The following is a 15,282-nucleotide window of genomic DNA, read 5'->3' as shown; positions in this document are numbered from 1 at the left end:
TGGCGATGCTGAGCTGATCGCGAGCTACGCATCGTTCAGATTCTATTTTCGGAACACTCACGCACGAGATAAAAATATCGACGCGGAGCGCGTCACCGGGCTGGACGCTCAAATGCTGGCGACAGACCCTTGGCCTAGGAGGCCACGCGGCAGAAGTTTCGCGGCGCCCTCGACAGAACCTGCGTAGCAGGCAACTGCCGCGAAGCTACGCAAGGCTGGAGGGCGAGGCGGTGCTTGGGGCGAGGAGCGCGCGGGTATGTGGCGATGCCGATCTCAACCGGCCTGCAGGGTGCACCTTCTTCGCAGGTTCAAGGCCAGGCACACGAGCTTCCATTCGGCCGCGACGCGATGCAGGCCTCGCAAGCTGAACTGGCGGAGCCCACGCACGGTCTTGATCCATCCATCGGGCGGCTCGGCGATCCACTTGCGCTTTCGATATGCCGCATTGCCCTGTTCGCTGCAAGCAGGGCCGCCATCTGCGTCGTGCGCGGGTTGCGCTTCGGATCGAAGCGCAGTTGCGGCTTGTCTTCTCGATCCAATGAGACGACCAACTGAGTGCCGCAGTCGGCCTGTACCTCGAACACGCGCTCCGAACGGTAACCCGTATCGGCCAGCACTTGCTGCGGCACCTGTGCCCGCCGCCGGCGCGCTTCATGATGCGGCTGTCGGGATCGGTGAAGTTGTCCTGCGTCTTGTCTTCGGGCGCGCCGAATTCGCGTTTGTAGCGCCCGCCTCTGGGCTTGTCGTCGGGTCGCGTCCGCGTTCGAGTTCCGCCTCGCGTTGGCGCCGCTCCGGTCGGGCACGCGCCTGCGCGATGGCATCCAGACGATCCTGGTGGCGCACGATCTCTGCCGGGATATCAAGCTCCGGCTCATTGCGTTCGGCTTCATCGGTTGACTTCGCTCGAACGAACACGGCTGCGATCTGTGCCTTGAGTTCGCCCTCCGCCTTGACCATGTAGCCGTAGTTCATCGCCTTGTGGCGCCCGGCATTGGGCTTGACCGTTCTCGTGCAGTTGCTTGCGCGAGCCACCAGCCTCGCAGCGTGCACGGAATGCGCTCAGATTCAGCCCATAGATCGCATCACCGACGAAGTAGGCCAGGTGCTTCGGGTACCCAATCCTGCAACGCCTCGCGCAGGAGCATCTGCTGTTGCGGTTCATAGGGTTGATAGCTCATCTGCCCAATCTACGCGTAGGGCTCGCTCTCAGCCATCGCGGCGCGCCGAGGTTCTGCCGCGCAGACTCCTAGATCCCGGCGCTCCCCTGAACGGACGGCCACATATGCCCCCACGGAAATGCGCTTTCGTACTGCAGCGCCAGCGCCATCAATTCGACGTCGCGGCCCGACGCTGCGACCAGCTGGAAACCCGCAGGCAGTCCGTCGACGCTGGCGCTCGGCAATGCAATTGCCGGCAAGCCCGCCGCATTGGCGAAGGCCGTGAACACCGCGTGTCCTCGCGAGCCCACCGCCAGGCCGCCGATTTCACCGGGATGGCTCTGGTCGCACGGCCAGGGCAGCGCGGCCGTCGCGGGCGTGAGGATGAAGTCGTACCGCTCGAAAACGGCGTCCAGCTGGCGTTGCAGCTCGCGCACTTCCACCAGCACATCGAAGAGCGCGGCCGCGCCCAGCGCGCTGCCTGCTTCGCGGCTCGCTCGCGCGGCCGCGCCGCAAAGCGACAGGTCGGGCAAACCGTGCGCCCCCAGCCCGAACTCCGGCCATTGCCGCGCGCGGTCCAGCATCCAGGCAAGGCCGGCGTTGGAGAGCATCGGCCACACCGCGTTGATCGATTCCGACCAGGCCACGCTCGGCGCCTCTTCCACCGCATGCCCCAGGCCGGCGAAACCCTGTGCCGCGCGGCGCACCGATTCCGCGATGCCCGGGTCGACCGGGTGGGCGCCGAACCGCGGCACGAAGAGCAGGCGCGCGGGGTGCGCGGCCTTCGCTTGCAAGCCCGCGCCCGAGATGGCTTGCGCCAAGTGAAGCACGTCCTGCACGCAGCGCCCGATGCCGCCGACCACTTCGTAGTCGAGGAACATCGCGGGCAATCCCCCCTCGCGCCGCACCAGCCCTGCGGACGGCTTGAACCCGACAAGGCCGCAATGCGACGCGGGCCGGCGGATCGAGCCGCCGCCGTCGGTGGCCAGCGCCAGCGGGCCGATGCCCGCGGCCACGGCCGCCGCGGCGCCGCCCGACGATCCGCCGGGCGTCAGCGCCGGGTTCCAGGGGTTGCGCGTGGTGCCGTGCAGTTCATTCGACGTGAACCCCTGCATCGCGAACTCCGGCAGGTTCGACTTGGCGAACAGCACCGCGCCCGCCGCGCGCAGCCGCGCCACCGGCAACTCGTCATGCGTTGCGACAAAGCCCTGCAGCAGTCGGCTGCCCCACGACGTAGGAAGTCCTTCGACATGCAGGTTGTCCTTCACGCTCACCGGCACGCCGTCGAGCGGGCCGAGCGCCCTGCCCTCGGCCCAGCGCTGGCCGCTGGACTCCGCTGCGCGCCGCGCCCCGGCCGTGTCGCGCGCCACCAGCGCGTTGAGAACCGGCTCGCAGGCATCGGCGCGCCGCAGGCAGGCCTCCAGCGCATCCACGGGCGTGAAGCGACGCTGCCCGTACCCTTCGGCCAGTTGCGTTGCGCCAAGGCGCCACAGATCGCTCACGTCGAGTGACCGCTTGCCTGCCGCTTACTGCGGAAGGTCGCCGGCCGGCCGGCCCAGCCACTTGACCGACAGCTTGTCGAGCTCGCCGTTCTTCTTCGCCTCGACAAGGATCTCGTTGACCTTGTTGCGCAGGGCGTCCTCGCCCTTGGCCACGCCGATGAAGTTCGGCGAATCCTTCAGCACGAACTTGAACTCGCTGCCGAGTTGCGGGTTCTTCGTCATCATCGTGCTCGCGACCTGCGCGCTCGTGGCCACCAGCTGGACCTGCCCCGCGACGAAGGCCGAGATGGTCGCGTTGTTGTCCTCGAAGCGCCGCAGCTCTGTCGAAGGCGGGGCCACCTTGGTCAGCTCCGCGTCGTCGACCGACCCGCGCGTGACCGAGATGGACTTGCCGGCCAGCTCCGCGGGCGTCTTGACCGCCATTGCCTTGGGGCCGAAGACGGCAATGAAGAACGGCGAGTAGGCCACCGTGAAATCGATGACCTTCTCGCGCTCCGGATTGCGGCCGAGCGTCGAAATCACCAGGTCGGCCTTGCGCGTCTGCAGGTAGGGAATGCGGTTGGCGGTGGTCACCGGCAGCAGCTCGGCCTTGGCGCCCAGCTTGGCGGCGACGAGGCGCGCGACGTCCACGTCCAGGCCCTGGGGCGCCATGTCCGTGCCGACCGAACCGTAGGGTGGAAAGTCGGTGGGCACGGCGATCTTGATGGTCTTGCTCTTCGTGATCGCATCCAGCGCGGTCTGCGCCTGCGAGGTGCCCGCGGCGAGCAATGCCAGTGCGGCGAGCAGGCCAAGGGAAAGGCGGCGTGGGGTGGGCGTCATGGCGTTCTCCAGGGTTTGAAAAAAAGGGCATCGGAAAATTCGGGGGGTCGAGCGACTGAACCATCGAGCGATCGGTCAGGCGAGCGCGGTCATCGGCTCCAGCGCGCGGCGGAGCTCGGCCAGCGGATCGGGTGCGGTTTCGGCCGGCATGCGCAGCTTGAGTTGCCAGGTCGACAGATGGGACGAGACGAGCTCCTCGGCCAGCGCCATGTCCCCGGCCTCGAGCGCGTCGACGATGGCGACGTGCTCGCCGAACGAGTGCGAGGCCCCTTCGTCCGACTGGTAGCGCGAGGCGATCAGCATGGTGCGCGCCGTGAGGTCGCGCACCGTGTTGGCGAGCACGGTGTTGCCCAGGCATTCGGCGAGGCACACGTGGAAGTCCCCCAGCAGGAAGCTGCGCAGCCCGACATCGATGCCGCCCACGGCGGCACGTTGCGTCTTCAGGTGTGCGCGCAACTTCTTCAGCACGGCGGCGCCCGGCAGCTTCGCGCAGCGCATGAGGCCGGTCTCGATCACCAGCCGTGCGTCGAATGCCGCTTCGGCTTCCTCGAAGGAAAGCTCCACCAGGTACCACCCGCGGCGTGCGCTGGCTTTGACGATGCCGCGCACCGACAAGGTGGTGAGCGCCTCGCGCACCACGGCGCGCGGGGCCGCGAAGAGCTCGCACAGCGGCTGCTCCCCCAAGCGGGCGCCGGGGGCGAGCTTGCTGGCGAGCACCGCCTTGACGATGCGTTCGCTGATGTCGATGGCTGACGGTATTGGCATGCATCTGGTCAAGCAGATCCCGTGCCAACTGATTCATCAGTTTGGTGCACCACTTTGGCATGCCCCCACAGGCACACGTCTGCCTCGTTGGCCACCGTGGTGTCCCGTGTGAACCGGCCCCGAGCCTGCGTCCACGCCGATGCGCGCCTTCATACCGAAATGCCACTCCCGAAATACCCCTCCGTCGCGAAAGTGCGGGAAGATTCGGTGCGGTTGAGCCAGAGGCACGACGAATATCCAAGGCAGCAACTCAAGGTCTTCAGAAAACGAAGGAGAGACACGATGTCCGAACGAGCAGTGGACGCAATCATCATTGGCGCCGGCCAGGCGGGTCCCTCGCTTGCCGGGCGTCTGAACGCGGCGGGACAAAAGGTCGTGCTGATCGAGCGCCATCTGGTTGGCGGCACTTGCGTCAACACGGGTTGCAAGCCCACCAAGACACTCATCGCCAGCGCCTATGCGGCCCACACGGCGCGCCGCGGCGGCGACTACGGCTTCAGCGTTGCAGCGCCTGTCACGATGCACATGCCTGCAGTGGCGGCCCGCGCGCGCAAGGTGATCCTCGACTCACGCAAAGGCAATGAAGATTGGCTGGCTGGCATGAGCAACGTCGAGCTGGTTCGGGGCCACGCCCGGTTCGTCGACAAGCACGTCGTCGAGGTCAACGGCGAGAGACTCGCAGCGCCAAAGATCTTCATCAACGTCGGCGGACGCGCGGTGGTTCCCGACCTTCCCGGCGTCAACGAAGTTCCCTTTCTGACGAACACCGACATGGTCGCGCTGGAAACGCTGCCGCGCCACCTGGTGATCGTGGGCGGAAGCTACATCGGTCTCGAGTTCGCACAGATGTACCGCCGGTTCGGGGCCGAGGTCACGGTGGTGGAGCGCGCGGACCGCCTGATCGCGCGCGAGGATCCCGATGTATCAGAGACGGTTCGCGAGATCCTCGAGGCGGAAGGCATCGCGATACGCACCAGCGCAGATTGCATCAGCTTCAAGTCGCACGAAGCAGGCGTCTGCGTTCACGTCGATTGCAGGCAGGGCGCGCCCTCGGTGGTCGGCTCCCACGTCCTTCTTGCGATGGGCCGGCGCCCCAACACGGACGACCTCGGCCTGGCACAGGCGGGCATCGCCGTCGACGCTCGTGGCTACATCACGGTGGACGACCGACTGCAGACCAACGTTCCAGGTGTCTGGGCATTAGGCGACTGCAACGGACGCGGTGCCTTCACGCACACGGCATACAACGACTTCGAGATCGTCGCCGCCAACCTTCTGGACGGCGACGATCGACGCTTGAGTCAGCGACTGCCTGGCTACGCGTTGTACATCGATCCCCCGCTTGCGCGGGTCGGAATGACCGACGCGGAGGCGGCGAAGAGCGGACGGCAATTGCTGCATTCGAAGCGGCAGATGACCCGCGTCGGCCGCGCGGTGGAAAAAGGCGAGAGCCAGGGATTCATGAAAGTTGTCGCCGATGCCGGCTCCCGGAAAATCCTGGGCGCGGCCATCCTGGGAACGGGCGGAGACGAAGCCATCCACGGCATCCTGGACATGATGAACGCAGGCCAGACGATCGACACGCTGCGCTGGGCTGTACCGATTCACCCGACGGTGTCCGAGTTGATTCCTACCGTCCTGCTCGATCTCGACGCAAAAGGTCCCTGACGGACGAGGGTCGGTGACCGCCTTGCCGCCATGTCATCGGCGACCTGGTGGCAAGGCGGCGCTTTGAAAACCTCGACGTCAGTGCTGCAGGATCTTCGAAAGAAACTGCTGCGCCCGGTCGGAGCGCGCCGATGGGTTGCCGAAGAACTCGTCCTTGGCGCAGTCTTCCACGATGCAGCCGCGGTCCATGAAGATCACTCGGTTCGCCACCTTGCGCGCGAATCCCATCTCGTGCGTGACGCACATCATCGTCATGCCCTCGCGCGCGAGGCCGACCATCACGTCGAGCACCTCGTTGACCATTTCGGGGTCGAGCGCCGAGGTGGGCTCGTCGAACAGCATCGCGACGGGGTCCATGGCCAGCGCACGCGCAATGGCCACGCGCTGCTGCTGGCCACCCGACAACTGGCTCGGAAACTTGTGCGAATGCGCGCGCATGCCCACGCGCTGCAGCAACGCCATGGTTGCGGTACGGGCCTCTGAGGCCGAGCGCTTGAGCACCTTGACCTGCGCGATCGAGAGGTTGTCCTCGATCGACAGATGCGGAAACAGCTCGAAGTGCTGGAACACCATGCCGACGCGCGCGCGAAGCTTGTTCAGGTCGGTCTTGGGGTCGCCGACGGACACGCCGTCGACCGTGATGCGTCCCTGCTGGAAAGGCTCCAGCGCGTTGACGCACTTGATGAGCGTGGACTTGCCCGAGCCCGAGGGCCCGCAGACCACCACCACCTCACCCTTGCGGATGTCGGCGCTGCAGTCGGTCAGCACCTGGAAGGCGCCGTAGCTCTTGGTGACGTGGCTGATTTCGATCATGGCTTTGTTCCCGTGCGCCTCAGCGCGTCAACAGGTGGTGCAGCGTGTTGGCGACCACGCGGGTGGCCTTGCGCAAAGCGTCCAGCGGCACGCGCTCGTCGGCGCGGTGGCCGTTGGCTTCGAGCAGCGACTCGGGGCCCGCGCCGTACATCACGGTGGGAATGCCCGCTTCGCTGTAGAGGCGCGCGTCGGTGTACAGCGGCACGCCGATGGGCGTGACCGGCTTGCCCATCACTTCGCTGGCCTCGCGGCACACCAGCGCGGCCAGCTCGTCCGCACCCGGTGCCGGCGCGAACGGCCGGGCCAGCAGGATCTGGCGGATTTCCACCGAGATGCCGGGCAGCGCGCGGCAGGCCGACTCGATCACTTCACGCAGTTCGGCCTCGACGGCCTCGGGCGATTCCTCGGGCACGATGCGCCGGTCGATTCGCAGGCTCAGTGCGTCGGCCACCACATTGGTGTTGATGCCGCCGGCGATGAGGCCGACCACCATGGTCGGGTGCGTGATGCCCGGCGTGCGCGAGGGCCGGTCGGCCAGGCCGTCGCGGTAGCGATACAGCGCGGGCAGCAGCGTGGCGGCGGCCTCGATCGCGTCGTGGCCGGTGTCGGGCCGCGCCGCATGCGCCGAGGTGCCGCGCACCGACACCTCCAGGTGAAGGCAGCCGTTGTGCGCGACGACCACGTGGTGCGAGAAAGCGGCGGAGAGCACGAAGTCGGGGCTGCTGAGGCCCTTCGACAAGATCCATCCGGGGCCGGTCACGCCGCCGGTTTCCTCGTCGTAGGTCAGGTGCAGCTCGACCGTGCCGGCCAGCGGCGTGCCCGACGCGGCCAGGTGCTTGAGCGCGCGCATCGCGAAAGCGTAGGTCGTGAAGTCCGACTTCGACACGGCGGCGCCGCGGCCGTACAGCCAGCCGTCGCGCACTTCGCCGCCATAGGGGTCGACGCTCCAGCCGGCACCCGGGGGCACCACGTCGCCGTGGGCGTTGAGCGCGATGACCGGGCCGTCGCCGAAGCGTTCGCGAACGATCAGGTTGGTCACGCTGCGCATGCCGTGCGCGGCGGCGTACTCGGCGGGCACCGCATGGCGCTCGACCTCGAAGCCCATGGCCTCGAGCAGGCGGGCGGTGAGCTCGGCATGCGGTGCGCAGTCGCCGGGCGGGTTGTCGGAAGGGCAGCGCACCAGCTCGGTGAGCGTGCTCACCTGCTCGTCGAAGTGGGCGTCGATGAACTGGCGCAGCGAGTCGCGCGCGGGGCTGGAGGCGGGAGCGTTGTCGGTCGTGTCGGTCGTGTCGGTCATGGCTGTCAGAGAAAGCGTTCGATGCGAAAGGGGGTGATGTCGAAGTCGGTGCGGCCGCGCACGATCAGCTCGGTGACGAGCTGAGCAGTAACAGGCGCGAGCGTGTAGCCGTTGGAAGTGACGGCGTTGTAGAAACCGGGGCAGCCTGGCACCTCGCCGAGGATGGGGGCGCCGTCGATGTTGACGTTCATGCCGGCCCAGCAGCGCACCACGTGCAGGCCACGCACGGCGGGCAGCACGCGGCGCGCGACCCACAGGTTGCCCTCGATGCTGTCGCGCACGGCGCGGTTCAGGCGCATGTCTTCATGGAAGGCGGCGGTCCAGCCGCCGCCGACGATGAGGCCGCCGCTGGCCGCCTGCTTGAGGCTCAAATGCCGGTCGGCATGCGCGACCAGGTGGTTGACCAGCGGCGGCGCGGGCTCGGTCACGATCATCTGCAGCGGCGCGCCCTTGACCGGGATGGTGACGCGCAGCATGCGCCCGATGGCGCTCGACCACGCGCCGCTCGCGTTGACGACGCGCCCGGCATGGATGACGCCGCGCGAAGTGCGCACCACGTAGCCTGCGCCGTCGCCCGGCAGTCGCTCGATGGCCTGCACGTCGCAACCGCGCAGCACGCGCGCGCCCTGCTGCTGCGCGCGCCGCGCCACCGCGTAGGTCGCGCGCAGCGGGTTGATCTTGCCTTCCATGGGGCACAGCTCGGCCCCCAGCAGCTCGCCCGACAGCGCGGGCGAGAGGCGGCGCAGGTCGGCGCCGTCGATCACCTGCGCGTCGATGCCGTGGCGGCGCTCCAGGGCGGCCTTGGACTCGAGGAAGCGCATGCCGGCCTCGCTGTCGGCGACCATGAGGCCGCCGGTGATCTTGATCTCGAGGTCTTCGCCGCAGTCGGCCTCTATCTCCTGCCACAAGCGCACCGACATCGGCCCCAGCGGCAGCGTAGCCGCGGCGGGACCGCCGCCTTCCTGCGCCTTCGCACCGAAGTCGAAGGACAGCAACTGCACATGCAGGCTGCCCGCGTTGGCGCCCGACGCCTGGAGGTTGAGGTCGTCGCGGTCCACCACCGTGACGTCCTGCCCCGCCTTCGACAGGAAGTAGGCGAGGCAGGCGCCGAGCACGCCCGCGCCGATCACCAGCACGTCGGTGCGCAGCGGCTCGAAGGGCGCGTGCTCGACCGGCCGCGCGAGGTTGGGCGTGATGGCGGGCTTGTGGCCGCCCCATTCGGGCTTTTCGAAGCCGAGCGCGCCGGCCGGCACGGGCTTGGCAGGCGGGCGCGGCGCGAAGTACTGCTCGACCTCCGGCGGCCGGCCCGTGAGTTCGGCGACCAGCCGCCCGGCGGTGACGGCGCAGTAGCGCGCCTGGCAGCGCCCCATGCCGAGGCGCGTGTTGCGCTTGATGGCGGCCAGGGTGTCGGCGCCGGCGCGGATCTGCTCGCGCACCGACCCGAAGGTGACTTCTTCGCAGCGGCACAGCAGGGTGTCGTCCGGCACCGCGGCCAGCGTGACGGGCGGTGGTGTGTAGATCGACCACAGGGCCTGCTGGAAGCACTCCGCGCGATGCAGCCGCGCAGGCGCGTCGGCCAGGTTTGCCGATGCCTTCGCCTGCAGGCCCAGGTTGCGCGCAACCGCCGCGCCGGCCAGCGTGCCGCGCGCCAGCGCGACCCGAGAACCGCCCAGGTCGGCACCGTCGCCCACCACGTACACGCCGGGCACGCTGGTGGCGCCGTCTTGCTGCGTGACGGTGGCCAGGTGCCCGAGGTGCCGGTCGGCCAAACGGTGCGCGCAGCCGAGCATGCGTGCGAGCTCGGTGGACGGAACGAAGCCGTAGCCCAGGCACAGCGTGTCGGCCTCGAGCGTGCGCGTCGTGCCCGGCACCGCATGGCCGCGGGCGTCGAATCGCGCGATCTCCACGCGGGCAAGACCACTCGTGCTGTCGGCATCGCCCTGCGCCGCGACAACGGCGTGCCCCCACAGCACCGGCACGCGGGACGCGCGCAGTTGCCGCAGATAGCGCCAGCCGTCGCCCATCAGGTCCGGCGCGGTGCGCGCGGCGGCCAGCAGCTGGCGCCAGTGGCGCAGTGACGGGCGCGGCGCCGACTCCAGCACGGCGACCACCTCGGCGCCGCCGGCGATCAGTTCCGCGGCCAGTTGCAGGTTGAGAGGGCCGTTGCCCGCGACGACCACCCGGCGCCCCGGCGACACGCGGTAGGCGCGCGCCAGCGTCTGGCCGGCGCCGGTCGTCATCACGCCGGGCAAGGTCCAGCCGGGGAACGGCACGGGGCGCTCGTAGGCGCCGGGCGCGATGACGAGCTGGCGGCACTCGACGACCGTGGCGCGCCCGTCGATGAGCGCCGCGACCTCCGTCGGCGAGAAGGCGGCCCAGACCTGCGCGCCCTGGACGACGGTGACGCCGGCGGCGCGGACTTGCTGCGCCAGCGCCAGGCCCTGCGCGAACTGCCGGTCGGCCGGCGTGGCTGCGCGATGGGATGGCGCGAGCGGCTTGTAGAACTGGCCGCCGGATTCCAGGCGCTCGTCGAGCACGAGGACATCGGCACCGGCCTCGCGCGCAGCCAGCGCCGCCGAGAGCCCGGCGGGGCCGGCCCCGACCACCAGCACGTCGACCTGCCGCCGAGCGGGCTCCGTGCCGGCCTCGGGCGTGAGCGGCTGCAGCGGATCGTCCGGCGTGCCGGCCGGCAACGTGGAGCGCACCTGCTGGCCGTCGGCCACCTTGGTCAGGCACGCGCGCTGGCTGGCCTGGCCGTCCACCGTGACCAGGCAATCGAAACAAGCGCCCATGCCGCAATAAAGACCACGGCGCTCGCCGCCGCGCGTGTGCCGCATCGCCTTGATGCCACCTGCCGCGAGAGACGCAGCGATGGTCTCGCCTTCCAGGCCGTCCACCGGCTGGCCGTCGTACCAGAAGCGCACGGGACGTCCGGCCGGGGCGATCGAGGGGTGGGTCAGTCTGGCGCTCATGTGCAGGTGGGGGGGAAAAACGGAAACCGCGTTGACGCGATTGCATGTATACGTATACTACACGTATACGTATACTTCGTCATCCGATTTTCCAAGGACTGCCCCATGACAGCGTTCCGCGGCACCTATACGGTGCTCATCACCCCCATGACCGACGACGGCCTGCACGTGGACGTGCCGGCCCTGAAGAAGCTGGTCAATTGGCAAATCGAGGAGGGAATCCACGGGCTGATCCCCTTGGGCAGCACGGGAGAGTTCCTGTCGCTGACGCCCGATGAGCGCCAGTTGGTGATCGAAACCTGCGTGAGCACTGCTGCAAAACGCGTGCCCGTGCTGATCGGCACTGGCGCGGAGTGGACCGATGAATGCGTGCGGCTGAGCCGCGAAGCGGAAACCATGGGCGCCGACGGCGTCATGATCATTCCGCCCTTCTACAGCACGCCCACCGACGACGAGTTGTTCGCGCACTACCGCAAGGTGGGCGAGTCGATCGGCATTCCGATCATGGTCTACAACAACCCGGCCACCGCCAACGTCGACCTCAAGCCCGAACTGGTGGCGCGCCTTTCGCGCATCGACAACTGCAGGTACATCAAGGAGTCGACGCTCGAGGTGACCCGCGTGCGCGACATCATCGAGCTGTGTGGCGACCGCATGACCGTGTTCGCCGGCATCCTCGGCTACGAGTCGTTCTGGCTCGGCGCGCAGGGCTGGGTGGCCGTGTGTTCCAACCTCATTCCGAAGATGTCGGCACGCCTGTTCGAGCTGGTGGCCGACGAACGCGACATGCCCGCGGCGCTGGCGCTCTACAAGGAGATGCTGCCCATCGTTCGCTGGGTCGGCGGCCACCGCTACGTGGCTGCGTCCAAGGACGGGCTCACGATGATGGGCCTGCCCGTCGGCAAGCCGCGCGCCCCCCGCCTGCCCCTGCCCGAGGCCGACGCCGCGGACCTGCGCAGCGCCCTCGCGCGCCTCGACCTGCTGGACTCGATCCGCGCCTGAGCGCCACCGCGCCCCCGCCCCGCCCTGCCCTGCCCCTTTTCACGTTTCACGTTTCACCTCGTCGCCTCGTTCGTTCACTCCCCAAGGACACCACCATGAAACTGCTCCCCGCTCTCGCGTCGGCAACGGCACTCTTCGTTTTCTGCGCGGGCGCCGCGAACGCGCAGGCCTGCAAGTCGCCCGTGCCGGACTCGGCGCTCATCAAGAAGGGCACGCTGACCATGTCGGTCAACCCCACCCTGCCGCCGATGCAGTTCGTCGACCAGACCGGCGCGCTCAAGGGCATGCGCGTGGAGCTCGGCGAGGCCATTGCCAAGCGCCTGTGCCTCACGCCCGAATACGTTCGCATCGAGTTCTCGGCCATGATTCCCGGCCTGCAGGCCGGTCGCTGGGACGTCATCAACACCGGCATCTTCTATACGGAAGAGCGCGCCAAGCTGATGCAGATGCTCATCTACGAAGACCAGGCCATCAGCATCAGCACCGCCAAGGGCAACCCGCTGAAGATCGCCAAGCCGGACGACCTGTCGGGCAAGAGCATCGGCGTGGAGCTCGGCGGCTTCGAGGAGCGCAAGGCGCGCGAGCTCGACAAGCAGCTCACCGACAAGGGCATGAAGGGCATGACCATCCGCACCTTCGAGAACTTCGCCATGGCGTTCCAGGCGCTGCGCGCCGGGCAGGTCGAGGTGGCCCTGTCGATCGACTCGACGGGTGCCGAGTACCAGAAGCGCGGCGACTTCGAGCGCGTGCTGCACGGCCTGTTCCCCACGCCGGTCGCGCTGGCCGCGCGCAACAAGGACCTCGCGGCCGCCGTGGCCAAGGTCATGAACGACATGAAGGCGGACGGCAGCTTCCAGAAGCTGTTCGACCAGTATGGCGTCAAGGCCGTCGACGGCGCGGTGAGCGTCAAGGGTCCGGCGGGCTGAGCCGCGCCGACATCGCCATCGCCATCGCCATCGGGCACACCAAGGAACATTCATGGGACAAGGCTGGAGCTGGTCGGGGTTCGTCGACTACCTGTTCAATCCGTACATCCTCAGCGGCGCGGTGACCACGCTGTGGCTCACGCTCGCGGCCATCGCGGGCGGGCTGGTCGTGGGCTGCGCGCTCGCGCTGGCCCGCCTGTCCAGCCGTCGCTGGGTCGCGGGGCCCGCGCACTTCTACATCTGGGTGTTCCGCGGCACGCCGCTGCTGGTGCAGCTGATCATCATCTACACCGGCCTGCCCCAGCTGGGGCTGAAGCTGTCGGTCATCGAGTCGGCGCTGCTGGGGCTGATCCTCAACGAGGCCGCCTACCTGGCGGAGATCGTGCGCGGCGGCATCCAGTCGATTTCCGCCGGCCAGACCAACGCCGCGCGCGCGGTCGGCTTCAGCAGCGCGCAGACCATGCGCTACATCGTGATGCCGCAGGCCATGCGACTGATCGTGCCGACGCTGGGCAACAGCATCAACGGCCTGCTCAAGACCACCTCCATCACCTCCGTGATCTCCATGGAAGAGCTGCTGCGCCGCACGCAGGTGCTGATCCAGGAGAAGTTCATGGTGCTGGAGCTGTTCGTGGTCGCCGCCATCTACTACCTGCTGATGACCACCGCGTGGGACTTCATCCAGCGGCGCATCGAGCGCCACTACGGCCGTGCCTACGGCAACGCGAGCGCACCGGTGGTGCCCGCCGAACCGGCGCTCGAGCAGCGCTAGCAAGAACGCCCCCGGAGAACGCCTCATGAGCACCTACGACCTGATTCTGCGCAACGCCGACATCGCCACCGCGGGCGACCGCTACACCGCCGACATCGGCGTGCGCGACGGCCGCATCTGCGCCATTGCGCAAGGCCTGGACGCCAGCGCCGACCGCGAGATCGACGCGCGCGGCCGGCTGGTCACGCCCGGCGGCGTGGACGGCCACTGCCACTTCGACCAGCCGACCAGCGACGGCTCGCGCTTCGCGGACGACTTCTTGACCGGCACGCGCTCCGCGGCCTGCGGCGGCACCACCACCGTGCTGCCCTTCGCCGCGCAGCAGAAGGGCCACAGCATCCAGGAGGCGGTGGACGACTACCACCGCCGCGCCGAAGGCAAGGCCGTGATCGACTACGCCTTCCACCTGATCGTGGCCGACGCCACGCGCGACGTGACGCAGCGCGAGCTGCCCGCGCTGATCGAGAAGGGGTACACCTCCTTCAAGATCTACATGACCTACGACGACCTCAAGCTGGACGACCGCCAGATCATCGACGTGCTGGCCACCGCGCGGCGGCACGGCGCCATGACGATGATCCACGCCGAGAACAGCGACTGCATCGCCTGGCTCACCGAGCAGCTGCTCGACGCCGGGCTCACCGCGCCGCGCTACCACGGCAGCTCGCGCCCCATGGCGGTGGAGCGCGAGGCCACGCACCGCGCCATCGCGCTGGCCGAACTCGTCGACACGCCGATCCTGATCGTGCACGTCTCGGGCCGCGAAGCGGTCGAGCAGATTCACTGGGCGCGCGGGCGCGGCCTGCCGATCCATGCGGAGACCTGCCCGCAGTACCTGTTCCTGAGCGCCGAGGACCTGGGCATCGACCCCGACGACCCGATGCACGGCGCGCGCTGCATCTGCAGCCCGCCGCCGCGCGACAAGGCCAACCAGCAGTTCATCTGGAACGGGTTGTCGAGCGGGATCTTCACCATCTTCTCGTCCGACCACGCGCCCTTCAACATGGGCGGCAGCGACGGCAAGCGCGTGGCCGGCGACGATGCGTCCTTCGACCGCATTCCCAACGGCATTCCCGGCGTGGAAACCCGCCTGCCGCTGCTGATGAGCGAGGGCGTGCTCAAGGGCCGCATCGACATCCACCGGTTTGTCGAGCTCACGGCCACCAACCCGGCGCGGCTGTACGGGCTGTACCCCCGCAAGGGCACCATCGCCGTGGGCAGCGACGCCGATTTCGTCGTGTGGGACGTGTTCGCGCAGGGCCAGGAAAAGCTGCTCACCAACAGCATGCTCCACCACGCCGTCGACTACACGCCCTATGAAGGCATGCAGCTTCGTGCGTGGCCGGGCGTGACCGTCTCGCGCGGGCGCGTGGTGTGGCAGGACGGCGAGTTCCTGGCCGAACCCGGCTCGGGCCAGTTCCTGCCCTGCCTGCGGCCGCGTGCCCCGAACGACGGCAACCCGCTGGACAAATGGCTTTGACGCGGTGGGGCCGCGCCGCGATGCGGCCCTGCTAAGCTCCTTCGCCCCATCCGGCCTGCCTTGCAGCCTTTTTTAAGGCCTTGTTCGCGGCCTTGTTTGCAGCCTCCTT

The 15,282-nt window shown here is 68.4% G+C and carries 11 protein-coding genes and 2 pseudogenes; 5 read left to right on the top strand and 8 right to left on the bottom strand.

Features of this window, described 5'->3' with window-relative positions:
- Window positions 1-273 precede the first annotated feature (273 nt).
- From AB6807_RS20590 to AB6807_RS20570, 5 genes and pseudogenes are all read right to left on the bottom strand, one after another.
- Window positions 274-1,178, bottom strand: a pseudogene (locus AB6807_RS20590) (transposase).
- A 68-nt stretch (window positions 1,179-1,246) separates the two neighbouring features.
- A complete protein-coding gene (locus tag AB6807_RS20585; RefSeq protein WP_371086019.1) occupies window positions 1,247-2,659 on the bottom strand; it encodes an amidase in 1,413 nt (470 codons plus the stop codon).
- 24 nt (window positions 2,660-2,683) lie between these two features.
- On the bottom strand, window positions 2,684-3,478 hold the full coding sequence (locus AB6807_RS20580) for a transporter substrate-binding domain-containing protein (protein ID WP_371086018.1): 795 nt from the start codon (window positions 3,476-3,478) through the stop codon (window positions 2,684-2,686).
- A 75-nt stretch (window positions 3,479-3,553) separates the two neighbouring features.
- Window positions 3,554-4,243: a GntR family transcriptional regulator gene (locus tag AB6807_RS20575; protein ID WP_371086017.1), complete on the bottom strand. Its 690-nt coding sequence runs from the start codon at window positions 4,241-4,243 to the stop codon at window positions 3,554-3,556.
- Window positions 4,244-4,317: 74 nt separating this feature from the next.
- Window positions 4,318-4,411, bottom strand: a pseudogene (locus AB6807_RS20570) (IS5/IS1182 family transposase); the annotation flags it as partial.
- A 114-nt stretch (window positions 4,412-4,525) separates the two neighbouring features.
- Here AB6807_RS20570 and AB6807_RS20565 point away from each other — a divergent pair.
- Window positions 4,526-5,911: an FAD-containing oxidoreductase gene (locus AB6807_RS20565; RefSeq protein ID WP_371086016.1), complete on the top strand. Its 1,386-nt coding sequence runs from the start codon at window positions 4,526-4,528 to the stop codon at window positions 5,909-5,911.
- A 78-nt stretch (window positions 5,912-5,989) separates the two neighbouring features.
- Here AB6807_RS20565 and AB6807_RS20560 read toward each other — a convergent pair whose 3' ends face one another.
- The 3 genes from AB6807_RS20560 to AB6807_RS20550 are packed head-to-tail and all read right to left on the bottom strand — an operon-like array spanning window position 5,990 to window position 10,993.
- The gene (locus AB6807_RS20560; protein WP_116913153.1) at window positions 5,990-6,724 is read right to left on the bottom strand and encodes an amino acid ABC transporter ATP-binding protein; all 735 of its coding nucleotides are present in this window, start codon (window positions 6,722-6,724) and stop codon (window positions 5,990-5,992) included.
- A gap of 19 nt (window positions 6,725-6,743) precedes the next feature.
- Complete coding sequence (locus AB6807_RS20555; protein WP_371086015.1) at window positions 6,744-8,021, bottom strand: M20/M25/M40 family metallo-hydrolase; 1,278 nt, start codon at window positions 8,019-8,021, stop codon at window positions 6,744-6,746.
- Between the two features lie 5 nt (window positions 8,022-8,026).
- Window positions 8,027-10,993 carry an FAD-dependent oxidoreductase gene (locus tag AB6807_RS20550; RefSeq protein ID WP_371086014.1) on the bottom strand — a complete coding sequence of 989 codons (2,967 nt, stop codon included), beginning with the start codon at window positions 10,991-10,993 and terminating at the stop codon, window positions 8,027-8,029.
- Window positions 10,994-11,098: 105 nt separating this feature from the next.
- Here AB6807_RS20550 and AB6807_RS20545 point away from each other — a divergent pair, with 105 nt between their 5' ends.
- From AB6807_RS20545 to hydA, 4 genes are all read left to right on the top strand, one after another.
- Window positions 11,099-11,995: a dihydrodipicolinate synthase family protein gene (locus AB6807_RS20545; protein ID WP_286515484.1), complete on the top strand. Its 897-nt coding sequence runs from the start codon at window positions 11,099-11,101 to the stop codon at window positions 11,993-11,995.
- A 95-nt stretch (window positions 11,996-12,090) separates the two neighbouring features.
- Entirely contained in the window at window positions 12,091-12,921 is an 831-nt protein-coding gene (locus tag AB6807_RS20540; RefSeq protein ID WP_371086013.1) for an ABC transporter substrate-binding protein, read from the top strand.
- A gap of 52 nt (window positions 12,922-12,973) precedes the next feature.
- Window positions 12,974-13,693: an amino acid ABC transporter permease gene (locus AB6807_RS20535; protein ID WP_116913149.1), complete on the top strand. Its 720-nt coding sequence runs from the start codon at window positions 12,974-12,976 to the stop codon at window positions 13,691-13,693.
- Window positions 13,694-13,718: 25 nt separating this feature from the next.
- Window positions 13,719-15,173, top strand: a complete 1,455-nt coding sequence (hydA, locus tag AB6807_RS20530; RefSeq protein WP_116913148.1) for a dihydropyrimidinase — start codon at window positions 13,719-13,721, stop codon at window positions 15,171-15,173.
- The last annotated feature ends 109 nt before the right edge of the window (window positions 15,174-15,282 follow it).

Source organism: Variovorax sp. RCC_210, assembly GCF_041355175.1.
Taxonomy (GTDB): Bacteria; Pseudomonadota; Gammaproteobacteria; order Burkholderiales; family Burkholderiaceae_C; genus Variovorax.
This window is presented reverse-complemented; position numbering and strand designations above follow the sequence as displayed.

Coding starts and splice junctions, on each gene's coding strand:
- AB6807_RS20580 (WP_371086018.1), bottom strand. CDS start 3,478: ATGACGCCCACCCCACGCCGCCTTTCCCTTGGCCTGCTCGCCGCACTG.
- AB6807_RS20575 (WP_371086017.1), bottom strand. CDS start 4,243: ATGCCAATACCGTCAGCCATCGACATCAGCGAACGCATCGTCAAGGCG.
- AB6807_RS20565 (WP_371086016.1), top strand. CDS start 4,526: ATGTCCGAACGAGCAGTGGACGCAATCATCATTGGCGCCGGCCAGGCG.
- AB6807_RS20560 (WP_116913153.1), bottom strand. CDS start 6,724: ATGATCGAAATCAGCCACGTCACCAAGAGCTACGGCGCCTTCCAGGTG.
- AB6807_RS20555 (WP_371086015.1), bottom strand. CDS start 8,021: ATGACCGACACGACCGACACGACCGACAACGCTCCCGCCTCCAGCCCC.
- AB6807_RS20550 (WP_371086014.1), bottom strand. CDS start 10,993: ATGAGCGCCAGACTGACCCACCCCTCGATCGCCCCGGCCGGACGTCCC.
- AB6807_RS20545 (WP_286515484.1), top strand. CDS start 11,099: ATGACAGCGTTCCGCGGCACCTATACGGTGCTCATCACCCCCATGACC.
- AB6807_RS20540 (WP_371086013.1), top strand. CDS start 12,091: ATGAAACTGCTCCCCGCTCTCGCGTCGGCAACGGCACTCTTCGTTTTC.
- AB6807_RS20535 (WP_116913149.1), top strand. CDS start 12,974: ATGGGACAAGGCTGGAGCTGGTCGGGGTTCGTCGACTACCTGTTCAAT.
- hydA (WP_116913148.1), top strand. CDS start 13,719: ATGAGCACCTACGACCTGATTCTGCGCAACGCCGACATCGCCACCGCG.